We start from the raw sequence: 22218 nt of genomic DNA on the forward strand, positions 1-22218 counted from the left end.
TGCGGCGTTTGAAGACCGTCCCCTCCTTGATGGGGAAGTGCTTCACCAGGTCCTTCACGTCCAAGACGACTTCAGAGTCGGCGAAGGGGTCCTGCGGCGCGTCGACGGCTGGCTGGCTCATGCCTGAGCCTCCTCTCGGGGCTGCCGAGTCCCATTGTAGATCTCTTCGCGATAGTGGCACGCAGAGGTGTGTTCGGCAACCACCGGCAGCAGTCCGGGGCGCTCAGCGCTGCACAAGTCGGTGGCATAGGGGCAGCGCGGGTGGAACGGGCAGCCCGAGGGCATATCCGTCAGCGACGGCGGCAGTCCGGAGATGGCGTTGAGCCGCTCGTCCTGACCGTCAATGCGCGGCACCGAATTCAGCAGGCCCTCTGTATAGGGATGGGCCGGTTGGGCGTATATCTCGTAGACGTCGGAGACTTCCATCACCTGCCCGGCATACATCACCGCGATCTTATCGGCCACATCGGCGACGACGCCCAAATCGTGGGTGATGAGGATCAGTCCCATGTTGTTCTCGACCTGCAGCTCCTTGAGCAGCCGCATCACCTGGGCCTGGACGGTGACGTCCAGAGCTGTGGTGGGCTCATCGGCGATGAGCACATCCGGGTCCAGGGCGATGGCCATGGCAATCATGATCCGCTGGCGCATCCCACCGGAGAACTGGTGGGGAAAGTCGCCCACCCGTTCCTCTGCCGCGGGGATGCCCACCCGCTGCATCATGGCGATGGACTTCTGCCGGGCCAGCTTGCGGTTCATTCCTTGGTGGACCCGAAACATCTCCGCGATCTGCCAGCCGACCGGCAGCACCGGGTTCAGCGCGGAGAGCGCGTCCTGAAAGATCATGGAGATGCTTACTCCGCGCAGTTTGCGGCGCTTCTCCGGCTTCATCGTCAGCAGGTCCTCACCGCGGTAGCGGATCTCACCGCCGGCGATGTGCCCCGGGGGCATGTCCAGGATTCCCATGATGGTCTGGGCGGTCACAGACTTTCCGGATCCGGATTCACCCAGGATCGCCAGCGTCTCACCAGCATTCAGCGTCACATTCAGTCCATTGATGGCTTGGGCAACCCCGGCTTTGGTGTGAAACTCCACATGAAGGTCCACCACTTCCAGCAGCGGGGACGCCGTGTCGCCAGTGAATGAGGGCTCGGGCGTGCGGGGTGTGGTCATCTGACTCACCTCTTCTTGGACTTCGGGTCAAGGGCGTCGCGCAGCGCCTCGCCCATAGAGGTGAAGGCGAAGACGGTTAGGGCGACGAAGATCAGCGGGAACGTCAGCAGATGCGGCAGCTGCTGCAAGTAGCTTTTTGCCTCGTCGAGCTGCAGCCCCCAGGAGATCGCCGGCAGCTGCAAACCCACCCCGAGGAAGGTCAGAGTCGCCTCTGCGCCGATGACGATTCCTGTGAACACCGCCGCGTAGCCGACCACCGGGCCCAGCGAGTTGGGCAGAATATGACGTCGCATGATGGTCAGCGGCCCAGCGCCCAGCGCCCGTGCTGCGGTGATGTAGTCGTTGTTGATCACCGCCAACACGGAGCCGCGCATCAGCCTGGCGAACGTGGGCCAGGTGAAGACAATCAGGATGAGAGACACATCCCAGACGCTGCGCTCCGACTGAACCGCGAGGAACACCAAGGCTCCCAAGAGGTAGGGGATGGCGAAGACCAGGTCGGTGAGGCGCATGAGAACCGCATCGACCCAACCGCCGAAGAAGGCGGCGACGAGACCCAGCGCCACACCGATGACAAAGACGCTCAACGAGACGATGACCCCTACAGCCATGGAATTTGCGGCTCCATAGATCACCCGGGCGTAGTAGTCGCAGCCCTGGATGTCTGTGCCGAACCAGTGCTCGGCCGAGGGCTCCTGCCGCGAGCGCGAAAGCGGGCAGGCTCGTGGGTCATTGTCGGTGAAAAGCTGGGGGAACAGTGCCATGGTGACCAGGACCACCAGCAGCACCGCCGAGACGACGAACCAGGGGTTTCGGCGCAGCGAACGCCAGGCGTCCATCCAGAGGCTGGCCTCCTCCTGGGCCTTGGCCTTCTTCGGCGCCGGTGGCGGCTCCCCCGCGGCCACAGTGTGTGCTTTGTTCAGCTCAGTCATAGCGGCTCTCCTAGTCGTAGCGGATACGGGGGTCGATGGCGGCATAGAGAAGATCAACCACGAGGTTGAGCACCACGTAGAAGAGGACAAACAGGGTCACGATGCCGACCACCACAGTGTTCTCCTGGGCTTGGATGGAGCGGAAGATCTGACCGCCCAAGCCGGTGAGGTTGAAGATGGTCTCCACCACCACGGTGCCCCCGAGCATGGTCGCCAGATCTGCACCGAGGAATGTCACCACCGGGATCAGCGAATTGCGCAGTCCGTGACGGACCACGACCCTGCTGCGCCTCATGCCCTTGGCGGTGGCTGTGCGCACGTAGTCCGACTGCAGGGCCTCCACCAGTTCACTGCGCAGCATGCGGGCCACGATGCCGGTGGAGACGGCCCCCAGGGTGATTCCCGGCAGGACGTAGCTGACCAGGCCTTCTCTGGTGCCGGCAATGGGGAACCATTCGAGGTTGAGCCCAAAGGTCAGCTGCAGCAGAAAACCGATGGCCAGGGTGGGCACTGCCACCACGATGACCAGCGACACCTGGACCATCCGGTCCAGGAAGCTGTCCTTGTAGACCGCAGCCAGGACGCCGGCGATGACCCCAATGACGATTTGGAAGCTCAGGGCCACCAGCGCCAGGGTCACCGTGATCGGCAGGCCCTGCTGGATGATGTCCAGCACCGGGCGCCCCTGGAATGTGGTGCCGAAGTCACCCGCGGTGAACACTCCCCACATGTACTTGGCGTACTGCACAAGGAAGGGGTCGTTGAGGTTGTACTGCTCACGCAGCGTCTCCAAGACCTGAGGACTCATCGGCCGGTCTCCGGAGAGCGCCCGGATGGGGTCGCCGGGCATCAGGAAGACCATGGCGTAGACGATGAGCGTGGCCGCAATCACTACCGGGATGAACTGCAGCATACGCCGAATGATGTAGCCGGTCATGGGTGTCCTTGCATGGGTTCAGCGGGTACGGTGAGTCGTTTCATCGTGGGGGGTCTCCATCGTCACGCGCAAGCGACCCGCACCAGGATGAAGACCATTGCTGGTGCGGGCCACGTGCTGTGTGTCGAGAAGAGCTACTCCTCGTTGACCACGAGCTGCTCGACCCGCAGGAAGGTGCGGGGGTCCATCTGCACCGAATCGTGCTGAATCCGGTCGCTGTGCACCACGCCCTGGCTCTGGAAGAACATCGGGATCACCGGCATCTCCTCGAGCAGAATGTCCTCGGCCTCCTGGTATATCGAGTCTGCCTCTTCGGGATCGGCCGCGTTGGCCTCAGCGATCAGATTGTCAAACTCCTCATTGGAGAAGTCGGCGTAGTTCGACGATTTGCCTGTGGTGTAGATCGGCTCCATCGCGTACTGCGGGCTCGGGTAGGAGAGCACCCAGCCCAAGCGGAACGGGCCAGTGACTTCCTGGTTGTCATGCAGATCCAGGTACTGGGCGAACTCCAGGGACTCAAAGGAGATGTTCTCAATCCCCAGGTGCTCCTGCCACTGGTTGCTGACCGCTTCGACCCAGTCCTCGTGACCGGCACCGGAGTTGAAGTAGATGGTCAGCTCACTGGGACCGTCAGCCTCCTCGTAGAGCTCAGCTGCCGCCTCCGGATCGAAGTCACAGTAGTCGCAGGCGTCCTCGCGGGCAGAGGGCAGCATGGGGGGAATGATGTTGCCGGCCGGAACCTGGGCACCGTCGAAGATGTTGTCGATGATCAGCTGACGGTCGATGGCCATGGAGAGTGCGTGGCGAACATCCTTGTCCTGGAACTCCTCCTGGTAGAGCGGCAGTCCCATGTAGGTGAATGAGGAGGTGTCGAACATCGTCTGGTTGTCTCCGAAGTCTGCCTCCATGGTTGACAGGCGGTTCGGCGGCACTGAGTCCATGATGTCTAGTGTGCCTGCCTGAACGTCCAGGTAGGCGGTCTCTATGTCGTTGTAGATCTGCCATTCGATGCGCTCCGGAACTCCCGGATCCTCTCCGGGCCAGTCCTCGTACCGGTCGACGGCGATCTGCACATCGTGCTCCCATTCGCCGTCCATCTGGTACCGGCCGTTGCCGACCGGTGCCTGCTCAAACGACTCCGGATCCTCAAATGCTTCTGCGGGCATCGGGTAGAACCCGGTGTAGGACAGCATCATGGGCAGCGGCGAGAAGGGCTCGTTGAGCTCGAACTCCAAGGTGTAGTCGTCCGTTGCGGTGACGCCTGCCAGCTCTTCGGCGTCCCCGTTGACCACATCCTCGTAGCCGACGATGACGTCGTAGAAGCTGGTGTTCTGCTGAGCGTTGTCCGGGTCTACGACCCAGTTAAAGGTCTCGACGAAGGTGTTGGCGTCGATCGGGTCACCATTGTGGAAGGTCCAGTCCTCACCGAGGGTGAATGTCCACTCGGTCTGGTCCTCGTTGGACTCCCAATCGGTGGCGACACCCGGGACAGCCTCGTAGGTCTCGTAGTCCACCTGGGTGAGACCGGTGAACAGCTGCTCCAGCACCCAGGATCCGCAGACCTCGGTGGAGTTCGACGGCATCAGGTTCTGCGGCTCACAGTTATAGGCGGAGACGGTGCCGCCCCCGGCAGCTTCAGCGCCACCGTTGTCAGCGGTGCCGTTGCCGCCATCGCCATTGCCGTCGTCTCCGTTGCCGCAGGCGGCCAACACCAATGCGGCTGCTGCGGTCATGGCGACAGCACTGCGACGGCGCGCCGACCCTTGGGGTTTATGCGTGGTCATGATCAGTCTCCTCATCAATATGGAGCGTTCAAGTGATGTGAGACACACTAGTACACATTTCTGCCGAGCAATATTCTGACGCGGAATCGCACCGAACAATTGTTTCGTTTCATCGGTGCCGGCAATTCTCCGGTCTCAGCTGCTGTGATCAGTGCCGCTCCAGGATGACCGACCCTGCTTCCCAGGTCAGCAGGTAGTGGTTCTCCCCCACCGTCTGCAGAGATTCGAAACCTGCGTCGAACTGCTCCTGGGCCACCGCGGGGATCTCCACCGAATCTGCCGGTGCGTCCACGTCCAGCGGAGGCTCTGCAGGTTCAACACGTTCGGTGACGACGTCGACGGCGCTGAGCTGGTGCTCGGGGGTGTCTTCATCGAGGCCGTGATGGATCTGGAACTCATTCTCGCCGAGCCTGCCGGCGTTGAGATTGAGCACCTGACTCCACGCGGTCGCGTGTCCCTGGTGCTCACCGGTGATCTGCTGCGTCTCGACTCCACCGTCCAACCGCAGGCATTCTGGGTCGTCGTCGGAGCCCAGTGCGGCAGTGACCAGATCAGTGTCGCCGTGGTAGGTGGGGGTCTGCAGCACTACGTGGGAGCCTGCCGTTCCGACGCCGTAGAGCACCCGCTGACGGGAATCGGCCACGCTGTGGTCCCGGACGGGGTGAATCGTCTGCGCGGTCCAGGTGATCGAGGCTGTCTGCGGATCGAACAGCGACACCCGGTCAGTGCCGGTCCAATACTCCTCATGATGACCGATGAGCAGCTGGTCACCCACTGCCGCTGCCGAGTGCTGACGCTGCGTGATGCCGCCTGGGTCGAACTGACCCAGGACCGGCTGCGCATCGAACTCCTGCGCCACGATCTCTACTGCGGAGATGAGCTGCTGCTCATCCACGTCGTCGTCGCCGCTGAGCGCCTGCTGGTGCACATCCCAGTCTGCAAAAGGCGGTTGAACCCCCGAGGGGTCACCGACATGCACATACTCCCCGCAGGTCAGGCCCAGGGCGTCCGTCAGCCCTGACTCCCTGGGGTAGTCGTAGACGATGAACGCGACGACGCCGACTGCTGCAGCAAGTCCGGAGCCTTGGAGCAGCCTGCGCCGGCGCCATCGTCGGTGACTTTCACGCTTCTCAGCCATCCAGTCGCGTTTATGGGCGCGACTGTAGGCTGCGGTGAGGGCATTCGACGGCTCACTCAAGGGCAGGATCCTTCACTGGGGCCCGGCAGCTCGGCTCAGGTGGCGGTGAGCCCCTGGGCCTCCCACAGCTGCTGCCGCGCTGCGCGACGTTCATCCTGCTGGCGCGGGTCGGGCACCGGCGCTGCGGCCAGCAGCCGTTTGGTGTAGCCCATCTGTGGGTCGCGCAGAATCTGCTCCTTGTGCCCCTGTTCCACCACACGGCCCTTCTCCAGCACCATGATCTGGTCCGCCAACTGGTCGACCACGGCCAGATCGTGGCTGACGAACAGACACGCGAAGGCGTACTGCTCCTGCAGCTCGGCGAACATCTCCAGCACACGGGCCTGCACGGAGACGTCCAGCGCAGAGGTCGGCTCATCAGCGATCAGAATAGAGGGGCTCAGTGACAGGGCCCGGGCGATGCTGATGCGCTGACGCTGCCCGCCGGAGAGCTCGTGCGGGAACCGGTTGATGACCCCCGCGGGAAGCTTGACCGCCTCCAGCAGTTCGGCGGCCCGAGCTTTGCGATCCTTGGGCGAACCTACTTTGTGGACCACCATGGGCTCGGTGATGATGTCACCGATCGGAAAACGGGGGTCCAAGGAGGCCGCAGGATCCTGGAAGACCACACCGATCTCTCGCCGTGCAACCTTGCGTTCGGCTCCTTTGAGTGCCGGAAGGTTGCGTCCGCGGATCAGCAGCTCGCCCTCGTCAACGTCCAGCAGCCCCAGCACGGCCTTAGCGATCGTGGATTTGCCGGAACCAGATTCTCCGACCAGCCCCAGGATTTCACCCTTGGGCACGGCGAAGCTCACGTCCTCAACAACCCGCACCGGCTTACCCCGGTTGTTCCGGTAGGCCAGGGCGAGGTTCTTGCCCTCAATGACCGTTTCCTGCTCCGGCGCAGTCGTCGGTTGGGCAGCCTCCCGCCGATCCTTCGCGGAGACACCCTGAACGTCACCTTTCTGGTGCAGGGTGGGCATCGCATCCAGCAGCCGCCTGGTGTAGGGGTGTTCGGGCTGAAGCAGAATCTCCTCAGAGGATCCGGATTCGACCACCTGGCCCTGGAACATCACCACCACACGGTCAGCCATATCGGCCACCACACCCATATTGTGGGTGATGAGCAGAATACCGGTGTCGATCTCGTGCTTGAGCCGTCGCAGCAGATCCAGAATCTCTGCCTGGACGGTCACGTCCAGTGCTGTGGTGGGCTCATCGGCGATGATCATCGAGGGATTGCAGGAAATGGCGATCGCGATCACGATGCGTTGGCGCTGTCCGCCGGAAAATTGGTGGGGATACTCGTGGATCCGCTGCTTGGCATCGGGGATGCCCACCAGCTCCAGCAGCTCCACGCCCTTGGCCAGCGCGTCCTTGCCGAATGCCACACCATGGACCTGCATGGCCTCAACCAGCTGGTCGGAGACCTTCAGCACCGGGTTCAGCGCAGTCATCGGCTCCTGAAAGACCATGGAGACTTCGGACCCGCGCAGCCGACGCAGCTGCGCCGCGTCCATGGTGGTCGTTTCCTGGCCGTTCAGAAAGGCCCTGCCGGTCACGGTGCCATTTTGCGGGATCAACCCCATCGCGGCGGCTGAGGTGACCGACTTGCCGGAGCCGGACTCCCCGACGACGGCGACCACCTCACCGGGCATCACATCGAAGCTGACGCCTTTGACGGCGTCGACGGTGCCGAACTCGGTGTTGAAGCTTACCCCGACGTTCTGAAAGCTCAGCGCCGGCTGTTCGGCGGCATCAGCGGCGCGTTCGGCAGCCACGGCCTCGGACACTGGTTCGGCAGTTCGGTACGCGGTCACTGCGGCGAAGACCGCGATCAGCACTCCGATGCCGATTCCCGCCAGGGCGACCGTATCCGCCAGGGTCACCGCACCCCGGTTAACATCGGTGCCAGAGATCCGCAGCGGCATCATCACCATCGTCGGGCCCACGGCGATCACCAACCAGGCGATCAGGAGCTTGAGCCCGAACTCCCGCTGCTTCAGCACTGCCATCTGGCCCAGCCCGGGGATGATCAGCGACAGGACTGCGGGGAGCCAGGGATTGGTGGCCGTGGTCTGCTCAGTGGCGGGATCCTGGGTGGTGGGAACCTGGGAGCTGTCTGCGCTCATTTCTTCCTCCGGAACCTGAATATATTCGCCTTAGGGTCAGTGCTGTCCGTCGCGAGGCTGGAGCCGGTCCGCCCGGCGGTGTCCAGACCCAGCTGACCTGCCTGGCGACTCTGCGCCATGGAGGTCCCGCGAAACCCCAGCGCCTGCCGCAGGCCGGGGCGTCGCTCGCCCTTGCGCTGCTGGTGCGGGTCGAAGGCATCACGCAAGCCGTCACCGATGAAGTTCACACACAGCACGATGATCAGAATGAAGATGCCCGGGATCCAGAACAGGTGCGGCCGGGTGTTGATGGCCACCTCGCCCTCGGAGACCAGCATCCCCAGGGAGACCTCCGGCGGCTGAACGCCCATGCCCAGATACGACAGGGTCGATTCCAGAAGAATCACCGCAGCAACGGTGAACGAAGCGTTGACGATGATCACGCCCACAGCGTTGGGCAGCATGTGTTTGCGAATGATTCGCCAGGGCGAGGCCCCCATCGCCACTGCAGCAGAAACGTATTCCTTCTCCCGCAGAGACAGCACCTCCGCGCGCACCAGACGGGCCATCCCGGTCCAGCTGACGATTCCCAGGACGATGGCCAGCGGGAACGGAGGGAACGGCATGCCGCTGACGAACTGTCCCAGGATCGCAGCGATCACCAGCAGCGGCACCACGATGACGAAGTCGGTCAGTGTCATCAGCACCGCTTCGATCTTGCCGCGGAAGTATCCGGCCACCGCACCGATCAGGATTCCCATCACGGAGGAGACCAGCGCGACGACGACGCCGATGATCAGCGACTGTTGGGTGCCGCGCATCACGCGGGCGAAAATATCCCTCGGCAGACTGTCCTGGCCGAAGGGGTGGGGACCGAAGATCCGGCCGTCGTCGAACATGGTCGGCTCCCCGCCGTTGACCAGTTCGGCTCCCTGGGGCAGCCGGAACGGATGCGGCCACCATCCGGGGATTATGCCGTAGCCCACCGAGGTGAAGGCCGTCACGGTGATAATCGTGACCACCACCAGTGAGATCATCGCCGGGATGTGACCGAAGAACCGACGTCGAATCAGCTGGTTCTGGGAGTAGGACTGGTGAGTTTCGCTCAGCTTGGCGTCTTCGACCTCCGCGAGGTCGACCATCTGCTGCTCGAGGCCTTCGTTGCTCTGTTCGGGGCTCTGGTCGTTGCTCATACTCGGATCCTTGGGTCGAGGACGGCGTAGAGGATGTCAGCGATGAAGTTGAACAGCACCGCGATGCCTCCGGTGAAGAGGATGACTGCCATCACCGGGGCTGGATCAACGTTCTCCAGACCGGTGACGAACATGGTTCCCATCGAGTTCCAACCGAAGACGCGCTCCACAACAATGGCCCCGCCGATGAGACCGGCGAAGTCGAAGGCGACGATGGTGGCCAGCGGGATCATCGCATTACGAAAGGCGTGCTTAAGCACCACGGTGCGTTCGTTCACACCCTTGGCCCGCGCAGTCCTGATGAAGTCCTGTTGGACGACCTCGAGCATGGAGCTTCGGGTGTAACGGGTGTAGGTGGCCAGGGAGACCAGCATCATCACCAGGGTGGGCAGCCACAGCTGACTCAGCTGGTCCAAGGAGACGACCCAGAAGTCGTCGGTGCCCAAGTTCGGCGAGGTGGCACCGATGGTCCGCACCGGGCGAGGTTTGGCCGAGAGCAGCTGCGGCCAGGTGTACATGTAGTGGTCAAGCATGATCATCAACGAGATGAGGATGCCGCTCAGGGTCGTCACCGCAGTCGCCTGCCCCTTGGCGTATCCGCCGAATACTCGGCCGACCAGTACGCTGACCGCGATGGCCAGCGCAAACAGAGCAACCGGAAGCAGGTAGCTCTGGGCTCCGCGGATCAGGTCCCAGGTCAGGAAGTAGGAGGCGACGCCCAGTGCGGCGGTGATCAGCCCAGAAATCAGCACCTGGCGGTTCTGCAGTCCGGCCAGCAGGGCGGTGAGGCCCAGGGCGAGGACAACGGAGCCGACGATGATGAAGCCGGTGCCCAGACGGGGCTGCTCCATGAAGTGCATGTGGTCCAGCAGGGGCATCACCGTGGCGGTGTAGACAAACATCGTCGCCCCGATGGCCACTCGGCGTCGCGCGCTTCCACCAAAGATCATGGGGACAGTGACCGTGAGAATTGCTGCAACGATCAGGATCGTCGATTGGGAGAAGTGCGGGTCGGCCATCCAATCGTTGAACTCGATCGCCAGGTATTCCTTGGCGATCACTGCGGCCCAGAAGATCGGCAGCGACCAGAAGAGGAACATCAGAAAGCTCATCGCGAAGTCGAAGAACGAGTACTGGCGCATCGCAGAGACGATTCCGGTCAGCACTCCGATGATGATGGCCAGCAGCGTGGCGATCAGCACCAGACGAAGGGAGATCTCTGCGGCGTTGGCGATCTGGGCGGTGACGTCACCGCCGTTGACCGTTTCGCCGAAGCTGCACCGGCTCAGGATGGCGCCCGTGGGGTCCAAACAGCCCAGAACGCCGGTCAGCCAGTCCCAGTAGCGTTCGTACCAGGGAAGGTAGTACTGGTCAGTCCAGGGCAGCATCAGGTTCAGCTGCTCAGCCCTGGTCTCCATCTGGAACTCAGCGTCCGCGTCGGTGGACTCGCGCAGGTCCTCCAATGGGTCACCGGAGTGGACGATCAGGGCATAGGAGAGGACCGAGGCGCCGAAGAGCACCAGGAAGAGTCGTGCGAAGCGCTTGAGGATGTATTTCAGCACAGTGGGTAGCTCGCCTTCTAAGGTTTACTGAAGAAGCAGCAGGACACCGAACGGGGTCCGACAGGCGTATCGCTGCCGGACCCCGTCACTGGTGGTTACCGGGTGGTGTCCCTCAGGCTCACTCGGCGCGCTGCCACTGCTCAGCGTTCCACTGAACCTGGGTCTGAGCGGCTGTCATACGGACGTTGGCGATCGAGGAGTCATGAGCCACAACTCCCGGGTGTGTGTAGAGCGGAATGCCGTGCAGGTCATCCCAGAGCGCCTGCTCCATCTCGATCAGGGCTTGCGTGCGCTCCTCATCGGAGATGTTGCCGGCAATCACGTCCCACTGCTCATCGACTGTCTCGTTGGAGTAGCCGGTAGCGTTCTGCTGTCCATCAGAGGAGTAGATGTTCTGCCCTGAGACGATCTGACCCGATCCTGCCCAGGCGAACATGGCCACACCGGACCAGTTGCCCTCCAGCAGCTCAGCGGAGAATGCCGGGTCACCGGCATCTTGGATGTCGAATCCTGCGCCCTCGGCACCGCAGTAGGTGTTGATGATCTCGACTGCGGCCGCACGGCGCGGCTGGCCGAAGTGGTTGATGTCGATGGTGGTGCCCACTGCATCGTTGGCCTCGATGATTTCGGCTGCGCCCTCGACGTCCGCTCCGTCGTAGCGGCCATCGTAGGACTCGGCGACGAAGTCGTCATAGCCCTCTTGGAAGGAGAGAACCTCCCGGGCATTGAGCACTTCAGCCTCCTCGTAGACCGGCTGAATCAGCTGTTCGACGATCTCCTGGCGCGGCAGGCAGAGCGCGAAGGCCTCAGCCAGTTCCGGGGTCTCGGCGAACGGGCCCTGCTGGTACTGGAAGTCAATGTGCTCCCAGCTGGCAATGTCGCCTTCGTGGACGACCACGTCACCGGTCTCGGCCAGGTCGTCCAGGGCAAGCTTCACATCCTCATCGGCCTGGGGCTCAATAACGTTGATGTCTTGGTTCTCCAGCGCCTGAACGTGGGTGGACTCATCGACGAACTGGAAGATCAGCGTCTCCGTGCCGGGTGGGGTGCCCCACCATTCCGGGTTGGGCTCCAAGGTGACCGAACCGCCGGACTCCTCGCCCTGCCAGTTCCACTCAGCCAGCTGATAGGGGCCGGAGGAGAGTGCGATCTCAGGGTCCCACTCACCGGCGTAGCCCAGCCCCTCGTTCCAGACCTCAGCAACGGGCTCAAGAGCCTCCAGGTCGCCCTCCTGGATGGCTGTGCTGAGCTCATCGACACTCATGTCGGACTCCTGGGCCACGATATGAGCCGGGACGCCGGGACCGGAGACCAGCAGCTGCCAGTCGGCGTAGTACTCGGGGAGTTCCATCGTGAAGGTCTTGGCGTCGGGTGCTTCAGCCTGGAATCCATCTGGCACGTAGTCAGCCAGCGATGATCCCGATGGGTTGAAGCCGGCTCCGGGCGATTCCTCAGTGTCGGCGTACGCCTGTCCGGCCCAGCCCAGCTGGTAGTCCAGCGCAGTGATCGCAGTGCCGTCAGACCAGACGGCCTCCTCGTTGATGGTGTACTCGACGGTCAGCGGGTCCTCGCTGAGCACCTCGTAGCTGCCGAACTCCTCGTTCTCGACGATCGACAGGTCGGAGCCGAAGTACATGAAACCGGAGGACATCCGGTCAGAAACTATCGAGTTCCCTGTGGAGTTCGCCCCGGCCTCATCGTTGTTGACGTTGATGAACGGCACCGCACCAGGGGAACTGATGATGGTGTCACCGTTCGTCTCAAAGCCTTCGGGCATCTCGGCTTTGGCGCCGGAGTCAGGAATTGTCGAGTACAGAGCACCTTCCTGGTCGAATTCGCCGCCGGTGCCCTCTTCGACTCCGGCCTCGGCGTCGCCGCCGTTTTCGCCGTTCTGGGTCTCTGTGGCGTCGCCGTTGCCGCCGTCGCCATTGCCGCCGTTGCCGTCATCGCCCGGGGTGCAGGCGGTGAGGATCAGGGCGCCGCTGGCCAGCATGGCCGTGGCGGCAGAGAGTTTGCGCAGTTTCATATTGCTCCTCATGCAATAGGTGCGAACGGCTGATGAGATGAATCTCACATCAGCCTTCAAGGTGCACACCAGGCTACGGGTCAAAGTGACACCGGACACCCTCTTCCGCCCCGTGTAATTGAATCGTTACCAGCGAGAGCTGAGGGCCGCAGGACCCATGATGACGCCCGAAAAGTCAAGCTTTTCACTGCGGTCACCCCTGCAGAGCCACAGAATGCAAACCTGCCGAGTCGGCGAAATCTCAGTGAATGCCCGGAAACTCAACGAACGGGCGTCCCATCCCTTAAATCAGGCAACGCCCAGGTTTTCCGCAGTCTGCATCATGCTTAACGTGATCGCAGCAGCAGCACGACCCTTAATCCGCATACGCAGACCTGCCGGCTCGCATTCTCCGCCACCGTCAGCGTACGAAACGTTACGTTTTGTTACGCAGTTTGCTGGCGTTACGGTCCAGTATTCGGACACTCTTGGGTGAATTTTTCGTCCCGGCTCATCGACGCCAGATCTCATCGGGATCCGTGGTTTCACCGGTGGACATCCGCAGTGCTTTGCCTTCAGCGACCAGTGCCTCATGCTTCTGGTGCTGCTTATGCACTCCGGCAGTCTGCCGCGGAGCCAGCATGAGCGTGCGTTCAGCGCCGATGCCTGCCTGCAGCTGGCGCGCACGCTCCAGTTCAGCGTTGAACTCAGCCCCCAGCAGCAGCACCACGTTCATGATGTAGATCCAGAACAGGAAGATGATCACACCGGCTAAGGCCCCGTAGGTGGCCTCATAGTTGGCGAAGTTGCCGATGTAGAAGCCGACTCCGATGGTGGTGATGATCATGACGGCGATGGCCAGCAGAGCACCGGCGCTGATCCACTTGGCACCGGGCTGGCGGATATTGGGAGTAAAGGTGTAGAGCAGAGCAATGCTGAGCGCCGCCACCAGCACCAGAATCACCGGGGTGACCCAGTTCCACACTGTCAGGGCGGTTTCGCCCAGGCCCACCGTGCTGCCGAGGGATTCGGCCAGCGGCCCGGAGACCACCAGCATCACCGCAGCGGCGGCCACCAATATGATCAGTGCTGCGGTGATCCCGTACAGCAGCGGCCGCAGCTGCACAACGCTGCGCCCCTCCTGCGCGTTGAGGATGCGATTCATCGCACGGGAGAACGCGTTGACGTAGTTGGAGGCAGTCCACAGGGCCGCCAGAATACCGATGGCCAGCGCGAGCCCGGCCCCGGGAGCCGCCGTCACTTGAGCGACCACCGTTTCAATGGTCGCCATGAAGTCGCCCTCGACCATGTCGGAGAGCATGTCGAGCAGGAACTGTTGGGTGCGCTGAGCCTCCCCCACCAGGGAGAGAATCGAGACGAAGGCGATCATCGCTGGGAAGACCGACAGCACCGCATAGTAGGTGAGCCCGGCCGCCAAGTCGGTGCACTGGTCGCGGCCGAACTCCTTCAACGTTCGCTTCAGAGCGTACTTCCAGGAAGCCGCGCTCAGCTTCACCGGCGAGGACGGTTTCTTCCGCTGCGCCTGGGCCTCGTCGAACTCTTCGCGCTGACGAGTCTTGACCACGTATGGTTCGTCGGCGGCGACCGCCACACTGTCTGGCCGCCACACCTGCTGATCTCCGGGCGCGCTCACCCCGGCGGAATCCTCCGGGTCTCCTAATGCGTGAGGAGCAAGGCCCGGCCCCTCGTGCTCTGCGCTGTCTGGGCTCTGCTGTGATGCGTTCATGAAGCCACACTACCGACCTTTTTCGGCCGCCTTACGAAAAATTGTCGCGGCGCGTCTTCATCAGATCATCGGTATGGGTCACTGCCGCCGGCAGCGCCCCATTCAGGTAGCCGGAACGGGCAATGGCCATAGACCCCACTGCAGAGGTCAGCATCTGGGCAACGATGGCCAGCAGGGCTTTGAGTAGGTTCAGCCAGCTGAAGTCCATCAGCAGTGCGCCCACGACGATGCTGGCCACTCCCAGGCCCGCCGACGTGCCCACTGCCGAGGCCCGCAGGTACAGGTCCGGCAGGTTGAACAGGCCGATTCCGGCGACGACGATGGTGGCAATCCCGATGAAGATGGCCACCAGTCCTGCGATCTGCATGATGTTGTCGAGCTCCATCAGCGGCGACCTCCTGTTCCTAGGCGCGCCATGGAGAGCGCCGCCATGAACCCCAGCAGTGTGGCGATGAGAATGATGTCGAACAGCGCCTCAATGTTGGTGCGCAGCCCGATGAGTGCGATAAACCCGATGAAGGCGAAGAAGATCAGGTCAGAGGCCACTGCGCGGTCATTGATGCTCGGGCCGATGTAGGCGCGGATGGCTGCCAGCAGCATCCCCACCCCGAGCAGGATCAGGGCCGTCTCCAGAACGATGTCCGACATTACTGCTGATCACCTCCGGGAGATTTGTCCTCCGGAGCCACCACGGGCACCTGCACCGGGCGGCTGAGGTCCCCGGGGCTGCGACGCATGGCCCGCAGCATCCGGTTCTCCATCTCCTGGACCTCCGCGACCAGCGATTCACGGGAGTCTGCGAACATGCCGTGGACGTAGAGGATCCGGTGCTTCCGGGAGATGGTCAGGGTCAGGGTCCCGGGAGTCAGCGTGATCAGGCAGGAGATCAGGGTCCACTCGGCACTGGACTCACTGGCGGCCGGTACAGCGATGATGGCCGGATTCATCTTCATCCGCCTGCGTGGCCGCAGGATGTCTGCGGTGACCTGAGCATTGGCCACCAGGAACTCCTTTGCGTACCAGAAGAGGAAGGTGATGATTCTCCAGGGCCAGAGGGCCGTGGATGAGTTCTTGTGGTTAGGCACCGCTCACCGCCTCGACATAGCCTTCGGGGTTGAGCAGATTCTCTGCTGCACTCTCCGACAGAGTCATCAGCACCTCCGCGCCCAGGCCGAAGAACAGGGTGATGACGGCCAGAATCACGCTGGGCAGGATCAGCTTCAGCGGAATCTTCACCGCCCGTTCCCCCGAGAGCACCGCCGAGGTCGTCGCTGTCGGCGGCCCGATGGTCAGCGTCGGGTTCTCCGCCTGCGCCTGAACGCGCAGGTAGCGCTTGCCGTGCATACGCTCCTGGTAGGCCAGCGCGCGCTCGTCCAGGTTCTTCGGCTCTGCGCCCATAAACACTCCGGTCCAGATCTTCAGCATCGCCAGCATCGTGAGCACCGAGACGAGCAGGGCCACCGCGGCCACCCAGTAGTGGCTGAGCTCGAGGGTGGCCTGGATGATGCTGAACTTGGCGACGAAGCCGGAGAACGGCGGAAGTCCGACCAGCGAGAGGGCGGCGACCATGAATGTCACCGCGAGCAGCGGCTCGCGTTTGGCCATGCCCCCGAGTCTATCGATCTCGCCGGTGCCGTAGGTCTCCTCCATGGCCCCGGTGGAGAGGAAGAGGCTTGCTTTGACGATCATGTGATGCAGCAGATAGAAGATGCCGGCGGTCAGTCCCAGACCCGTGAAGAGGCCGACGGCCAGCAGGATGAAGCCGATGTGGCTGATCATGCTGAAGACCAGGATGGAACGGGTCGTCTTTTCACCGATGGCGCCGAGCACGCCGACGAGCATCGTCAGGCTGGTGACCAGCAGGGCGATCCACAGGAACCTCTCGTCGCCGTCGAAGAGCAGCGAATAGATGCGGTAGATCGCATAGATGGCCACTTTGGTGTGGATACCGGAGAACAGAGCGGTGACCGCCGGGGACGTCATCGGATAGGTGCGGGTCAGCCATCCGTGGACCGGCACCACAGCGGCTTTGATGCTGATCGCGGTCAGAACCACTCCGCCGGCCACGGCGACCGCCGGATCGTCTGCAGCCGCGCCGTGCAGTTCAGCGAGGTTCACCGTTCCGGCCGTGGCGTAGACCAGGCCCACCCCAACCAGCAGCAGGGTGGAGGCCAGCAGGTTCACCGTGACGAAGATGCGGGCACCGTTGGCGCCGAGCTTGGCGCCCATGGTCGCCAGCAGCCCGTAGCTGGGCAGCAGCATGACCTCAATGAACACGAAGAGGTTGAAGATGTCCCCGGTCATCAGGGCGCCGGAGACACCGGCCATGAGGATCATCACGAACGGGTGGAAGAAGCGTGCCCTGGCTTCGTGGGTGGCCATGGCGAAAAGCACGCTGGTGAGGGCCAGGGCCGTCATGATCAGCAGCACCGAGGAGGTCAGCGCATCCACGACGAACGGAATGGAGATCCCGTAGTCCCAGAACCCGACCTGATGGGCCAGGATCGTCCCGTCATGGGTGACTATCACCAACACCACGGCGAAGATGAGCATCGCACTGAGCGTGCCCAGGCTGAGGACATGGCGGGCCCGCTTGTTCTTTCGCAGAGCAGCGCCGAGGCCGCCCAACAGCAGCGGAACGCCGACGAGCAGCGGCAGCAGCGGGGGAAGTGTCTCGCTCATGTGCGCCCGCCTCGCTCAGTGCTGCTGGGACCTTCGGGGGCAGAGAACGCTCCCCTCGGCGAAGCCTTTGCTCCTCCGGTGTCAGCACTCTGCGCGCCGGTGACCGCCGTGTCGATCCGCTGACCGATGGAGTCGGCGGTGTCCGCCGTCGTCAGTTTTTGGCCCGGGGCGGCTGCGGCGGCCGGGTCCGCATCCTCGTCAGGGGGAGTCACCAGCACGTTGGCCGGCGAGCGCTCCTGGTCCTCGGTGTCGTCGTCGCCGGTGGTGGTGATTGCCAGAGTCACCATGAACATGGTGATGGAGAAGGCGATCACGATTGCTGTGAGCACGAACGCCTGGGGAAGCGGGTCTGCCTGCTGGCCAGCCTCACCGGAGCCGACGTAGGGCATGTCGCGGAAGGCGGTGTTGCCGGCGGAGAAGAGCAGCAGGTTCCCGGCATGGCTGATGAGCACGAAGCCCAGCACAATGCGGACCATGCCGCGCTGCATGAACAGGTAGACCGCGGCAGCCGTCAGCAGCCCCACTGTGATCGCGACGCTCATTCGCTCTCACCTGCCTTTCGGGAGGGTGGTGGTTCGGGCTGCCAGCCGGCGCCCTGGGCTTGGCGGGGCACATCACCGGGGTCCTGCCCGGCCTCGATCTGCAGCTGGCCGGTGTTCTGGCCCTGGGCGCGCATGTGTGCCCGCAGCAGCTCCGCCGGATACCGCTGAGCCTGGCCCAGCCGGTCCAGCGCCACCAGCACCGAGCCGATCACCGCCAGGTAGATGCCCACATCGAAGATCAGCGCGGTGCTCAGCGTGAAGCCGGCCTCAGAGCCCCACGGCAGCGTCAGCCCTTCAGCGATGACGATGGGCCGCAGGAACGACGCCTGGTCGCCGGCAAGGAATCCGGTCAGACCCACTGCGACTCCCAGGACGATTCCTCCAACGATGACCAGCGCATAGTCGAAGCGCAGCTTGACTCTGGAGTCCGAGGGCGCCACCAGGTAGCGCAGGGCGAAGAAGCCGCCAGCCACCAGGGCGGCGATGAATCCGCCGCCCGAATCGTAGTGGCCGCGGACCAGCAGCACCAGCGAGAGCAGCACGATGAACGGGGCCATCCAGTTGAAGACGCTGCGCATGGCCGTGGTGTTGTCGGCGGCGTTGCCCAAAGGCGTGCCCTCCCACAGCTTGGACTCCTGCGGCGGCTGGTCACTGGTGGAGAAGGAGGAGTTCAGCAGCGAGAGGATCGCGAAGCCGGCTATGCCCAGCACAGTGAGCTCACCCAGGGTGTCCAGTGCGCGGAAGTCCACCAGGATCGAGTTGACGATGTTGACCGCGCCCACGGTCTCGTACGTTTCGCTCAGATACCATTCGGCGATCGGTGACTGGCCGCGGCGACCGGTCAGAGCGAAGGCTGCGATGAAGGCCATGGCCCCGAATGCCAGCGCAACGGTCGCTGAGACCACGGTGCGGGTGCGCGAGACCCTGTGGAAGGTGCGCGGCAGCTTACGCATCACCAGCACCAGCACCACCACGGTGAGGATCTCCACCAGCAGCTGGGTCATGCCGACGTCGACCGCGCCGAGCACAAAGTACCAGGCGCCGACCACGAACCCGGCACCACCGGTGAGCACCACGGCCGCCGTGCGGGACTGCGAGAGCACTGCTCCGAGCAGGAAGATGGCCATGGTGGCGATGAGCACCCAGTCGTTGGGACGCGTGTGGCCCGGGTCCAGCTGTCCGACGTCGCCGACGTAGAGGACACCGGCGACGAAGATCGCGGCCAGGAAGATGCCGGGAAGAGTCAGGTGCAGCGCGTGCATATCGGTGCGGGTGAGGTTGCCGACGCGGCGACCCAAACCGATGGACCCGGTGCGGATCTTCTCAGCGGCCTGCACGCCGGTGAAGGGCAGCACAGTGCGCGGAACCCAGGTGTCCATCCGTGTGCGGCCCAGGACGGCGAGAAGCCCGACGCCGATCACGACCACCGAGAGCATCAGGTCGGTGCTGAGGCCTCCCCAGAGGTAGAAGTGGGGCTCATAGTCGGAGGTGGTGGCCGCTTGGGTGGCGGAGGTGAGCAGACCGTCGAAGATGAAGGGCACGAATCCCAGCACAGCCCCGGCCGCGGCGGGCAGCAGTGCGGGCATGTAGAAGGTCGGCGCCGCCTCGTGGGCGGTGTCGGGGTGCATCGGCTCTTTGACCTCATCCTGCCTGCCGGTCCCGGTGTAGGTGGTGAAGCAGCCCAGTACGATGCGTCCGCAGTAGGCGAAGGTGCCGATAGACGCCAGCACGCCCAGCAGGGTGATGGTCCAGGTGACTCCGGTGCTGAAGCCGCCGTCCTCACCGGCTGAGAGGAACCCTTTGAGCAGGTTCTCCTTGGAGACGAAGCCGAACAGCGGGGGCACCCCGGCCATGGACAGCGAGGCCACCAGGGTGATCACAAAGCTCACCGGCATCGTGCGTCGCAACCCGTTGAGCACGCGGATGTCTCGGGATCCGGCTTCGTGCTCGATGAGCCCGACCATCATGAACAGGCTCGACTTGAACAGCGCGTGGGCGACCACATGGATCAGCGCCGCGGCGATGGCGGTGGGGGTGCCGATGCCGATGATCGCCACCAAAAAGCCCAGTTGGGAGACCGTGGAATAGGCCATGATCTCTTTGATGTCGTGGCGCTGCAGCGCGAAGAGCGCCCCGATGAGCGCAGTGATGAGGCCGCCGATGATCAGCATGCTCTGCCAGATCACCACACCTTCGAACACCGGGGAGAAGCGCAGCAGCAGGTAGATGCCGGCCTTGACCATGGCTGCCGCGTGCAGATACGCCGACACCGGTGCCGGGGCGACCATAGCGTCGGGCAGCCAGAGGTGGAAGGGGAACTGCGCCGACTTGGTGAAGGCGGCGAAGACGATCAGCACCGCGACCGCACCGGTGAACCCGGCGTCGTCGTGCCATATCTGATGCTGCAGAGCCTCTGCGAGGCTGGTGGTTCCGGTGCGCACAATGATCATCAGCACTGCGGCGAGCAGACCCAGACCGCCGGCCATGGTGATCAGCAGGGTGCGCTGAGCCGGGGCCGCGGCCTTCTCCCCGGAGCGGTTGATCAGGAAGAACGAACACAGAGTGGTGAACTCCCAGAAGACGAAGAGCAGGATCATGTCGTCGGCGAGCACCATGCCGGACATGGAGAAGACGAAGAGCAGCATCCAGACGTAGTAGTCGGATGTCTTCTTCTGCGGCGTGAAGTAGCGGGCGCTGTAGGCCAAAACCAGGGCTCCGATGAACAGCACCAGCAGCAGGAACACCATGCTGATCCCGTCCAGCCGCAGCGAGATGCCCACGTTGGCCGTAGGGATCCAGGGCACCTGCTCCGCCATGGTCTCACCAGCAATGATGCCGGGCAGCCACGCCGCGCTGAAGCCACCCAGGACCAGCAGCCCCACCGCGGCGAACCAGCCGGTGTCGCGGCCGAGGATCCGGTGGACAGCGCTGGAGGCAGGAACCAGCAGCAGAGTCAGGAAGAGCAGCACCAGCAGATTCACCGGGCGTTCACCGTCTCAGACTCTGCACCAGCACGCGGGGCACCGATGAGACCATGCGGCGGTGAGATCTCCATCAGGCGCTCTCCAGGAAGGGTCGGCGTGCATCGGTCACTTGCTGAGACTGCATCTTACAGATGCTGGCGTGGGCCCTGCATATCAGGCTCACGTCCCCAACAAGGCTCGACGTCGTCGCCGAACCTGCCGACCAGACTTCCCGGCACACCAATTTTGCTGTTCTGACTATAACCACAGCGGGCAGGGCACACCAAAGTCGGCCCAGCCGGCGCGGTTCCTCAGTCCGCGCTCTCCAGCACCCCGCAGGCCAGGCGCGCCCCAGCGTCGCCGGTGGCCAGCGACCCGGCGTCGGGGCCGTAGGGGGCGTAGCGCTCCGGGACGTTTCCGTGATGGTCGGCGTCGGCGTAGATGACCACTGCTGTGCCGTCCTCGTCCATCAGCAGATCCTCGGTCAGGGCTGTGGAGACCACTTCCAGGTAGCCGGTCTCGTTGTCGTTGATCATCAGGTTCGGAAGCGCTCCAGCACGTTGGGACCGGGGCAGATCCTCTGCGGTCTCCGGCGGCCTCTCGGGCTGCCCCGGTGCGGCCTCACCGGCAGCCTCTGCCCCGGGCAGTCCTCCGGCTGGGCGAACACTGAGCTGAGCTGCCGCAGCGCTGGAGCCGGGTGCTCCCTGCGGAGGCTGCTGCTGTGTGCTGCCCGGCAGCTGATCCTGCTGTCCGCCGGGATCCTGACCGTCGGTGCCCGGCTCCTCAGGGGTCTGCTGACCCGGCGCCTGCTGGTCAGGAGTCTCCGCCCCGGGCGATTCGGACAGTTCCTCTTCGCCCTCGACCACTCCGGGGTCTTCCTCAAGTGGGCCAGGGACCACGGCACCGGCGGAGTTGAAGTCACCGATCTGGCCCCACTGATCAGCCGACTGAACCTCACAGACCCCGTGCTCGTGAACGGCTATTGCGCGGAACCCCGGTGTGAGATTCTGCACCTCAGCGCTCAGCCGCACTCCCTCCTCTGAGTCTGCGGCGGTGACGGTGCCGATCGGGTTGCCGGCCAGGTCGGTCACCTCGGCTGTGGCGAAGGCGTGATTCTCAGCGCTTTCGGTCTCCCCGGTGCCCGCAGTCTCCTCGGCGGATGCTTCAGCCGATTCCTCCGCCGTGGGCTCGGACGTGGTCTCGACCGGTTCGGCGTCGTCGTCCGCGCCGCAGGCGGTGAGCAGCAGTATCGCAGTGGTCGCGAGGCAGAGTGTGCCCTGAGTGGTATTCATCAGCGCCCAGCATAGTCAACGCTGCTGGGTGAGCCCGGACGCCACCGCATGGGACTCGGCGCATGCAGGGCTACCATGCGGAGTTGCCATGTGGGGCGCCCCAGTGCCTTCCATGCCG

Annotated in this window: 17 protein-coding genes; all 17 read right to left on the reverse strand. The window is 63.7% G+C overall.

Annotated elements, in window-relative coordinates:
• Positions 1-117: 117 nt before the first annotated feature.
• The 17 genes from FHX47_RS06405 to FHX47_RS06485 all read right to left on the reverse strand — a co-directional run bounded on the left by FHX47_RS06405 (position 118) and on the right by FHX47_RS06485 (position 22100).
• Positions 118-1173, reverse strand: a complete 1056-nt coding sequence (locus FHX47_RS06405) for an ABC transporter ATP-binding protein (RefSeq protein ID WP_183357901.1) — start codon at positions 1171-1173, stop codon at positions 118-120.
• Between the two features lie 5 nt (positions 1174-1178).
• Positions 1179-2105: an ABC transporter permease gene (locus FHX47_RS06410; RefSeq protein ID WP_246328048.1), complete on the reverse strand. Its 927-nt coding sequence runs from the start codon at positions 2103-2105 to the stop codon at positions 1179-1181.
• A 10-nt stretch (positions 2106-2115) separates the two neighbouring features.
• Positions 2116-3042, reverse strand: a complete 927-nt coding sequence (locus FHX47_RS06415; protein ID WP_183357899.1) for an ABC transporter permease — start codon at positions 3040-3042, stop codon at positions 2116-2118.
• A 134-nt stretch (positions 3043-3176) separates the two neighbouring features.
• Positions 3177-4826, reverse strand: a complete 1650-nt coding sequence (locus FHX47_RS06420; protein WP_183357898.1) for a peptide ABC transporter substrate-binding protein — start codon at positions 4824-4826, stop codon at positions 3177-3179.
• A 148-nt stretch (positions 4827-4974) separates the two neighbouring features.
• A complete protein-coding gene (locus tag FHX47_RS06425) occupies positions 4975-6024 on the reverse strand; it encodes a hypothetical protein (RefSeq protein ID WP_183357897.1) in 1050 nt (349 codons plus the stop codon).
• Between the two features lie 35 nt (positions 6025-6059).
• On the reverse strand, positions 6060-8135 hold the full coding sequence (locus FHX47_RS06430; protein WP_246328077.1) for an ABC transporter ATP-binding protein: 2076 nt from the start codon (positions 8133-8135) through the stop codon (positions 6060-6062).
• On the reverse strand, positions 8132-9307 hold the full coding sequence (locus FHX47_RS06435; protein ID WP_246328078.1) for an ABC transporter permease: 1176 nt from the start codon (positions 9305-9307) through the stop codon (positions 8132-8134). Before FHX47_RS06435 ends, FHX47_RS06430 begins: the two co-directional genes overlap by 4 nt.
• A complete protein-coding gene (locus tag FHX47_RS06440) occupies positions 9304-10869 on the reverse strand; it encodes an ABC transporter permease subunit (RefSeq protein ID WP_183358094.1) in 1566 nt (521 codons plus the stop codon). Before FHX47_RS06440 ends, FHX47_RS06435 begins: the two co-directional genes overlap by 4 nt.
• 118 nt (positions 10870-10987) lie before the next feature.
• A complete protein-coding gene (locus FHX47_RS06445; RefSeq protein WP_183358096.1) occupies positions 10988-12895 on the reverse strand; it encodes an ABC transporter substrate-binding protein in 1908 nt (635 codons plus the stop codon).
• A 490-nt stretch (positions 12896-13385) separates the two neighbouring features.
• On the reverse strand, positions 13386-14621 hold the full coding sequence (locus tag FHX47_RS06450) for a YihY/virulence factor BrkB family protein (RefSeq protein WP_183358097.1): 1236 nt from the start codon (positions 14619-14621) through the stop codon (positions 13386-13388).
• Positions 14622-14652: 31 nt separating this feature from the next.
• Complete coding sequence (locus FHX47_RS06455) at positions 14653-15006, reverse strand: cation:proton antiporter (RefSeq protein ID WP_246328079.1); 354 nt, start codon at positions 15004-15006, stop codon at positions 14653-14655.
• On the reverse strand, positions 15006-15269 hold the full coding sequence (locus tag FHX47_RS06460) for an MrpF/PhaF family protein (protein ID WP_183358099.1): 264 nt from the start codon (positions 15267-15269) through the stop codon (positions 15006-15008). The genes FHX47_RS06455 and FHX47_RS06460 overlap by 1 nt, the downstream gene beginning before the upstream one ends.
• Positions 15269-15706 carry a Na+/H+ antiporter subunit E gene (locus FHX47_RS06465; protein ID WP_183358101.1) on the reverse strand — a complete coding sequence of 146 codons (438 nt, stop codon included), beginning with the start codon at positions 15704-15706 and terminating at the stop codon, positions 15269-15271. Before FHX47_RS06465 ends, FHX47_RS06460 begins: the two co-directional genes overlap by 1 nt.
• Entirely contained in the window at positions 15699-17303 is a 1605-nt protein-coding gene (locus FHX47_RS06470) for a monovalent cation/H+ antiporter subunit D family protein (RefSeq protein ID WP_183358103.1), read from the reverse strand. The genes FHX47_RS06465 and FHX47_RS06470 overlap by 8 nt, the downstream gene beginning before the upstream one ends.
• The gene (locus FHX47_RS06475) at positions 17300-17845 is read right to left on the reverse strand and encodes a sodium:proton antiporter (RefSeq protein ID WP_183358105.1); all 546 of its coding nucleotides are present in this window, start codon (positions 17843-17845) and stop codon (positions 17300-17302) included. Before FHX47_RS06475 ends, FHX47_RS06470 begins: the two co-directional genes overlap by 4 nt.
• Positions 17842-20826 (reverse strand): DUF4040 family protein, encoded by a 2985-nt coding sequence (locus FHX47_RS06480; RefSeq protein ID WP_183358107.1) that lies wholly within the window; start codon positions 20824-20826, stop codon positions 17842-17844. The genes FHX47_RS06475 and FHX47_RS06480 overlap by 4 nt, the downstream gene beginning before the upstream one ends.
• 293 nt (positions 20827-21119) lie before the next feature.
• Positions 21120-22100 carry a superoxide dismutase family protein gene (locus FHX47_RS06485; protein WP_183358109.1) on the reverse strand — a complete coding sequence of 327 codons (981 nt, stop codon included), beginning with the start codon at positions 22098-22100 and terminating at the stop codon, positions 21120-21122.
• Positions 22101-22218: the final 118 nt, after the last annotated feature.

Source organism: Garicola koreensis, from assembly GCF_014195445.1.
GTDB classification, from domain to species: domain Bacteria; phylum Actinomycetota; class Actinomycetes; order Actinomycetales; family Micrococcaceae; genus Nesterenkonia; species Nesterenkonia koreensis.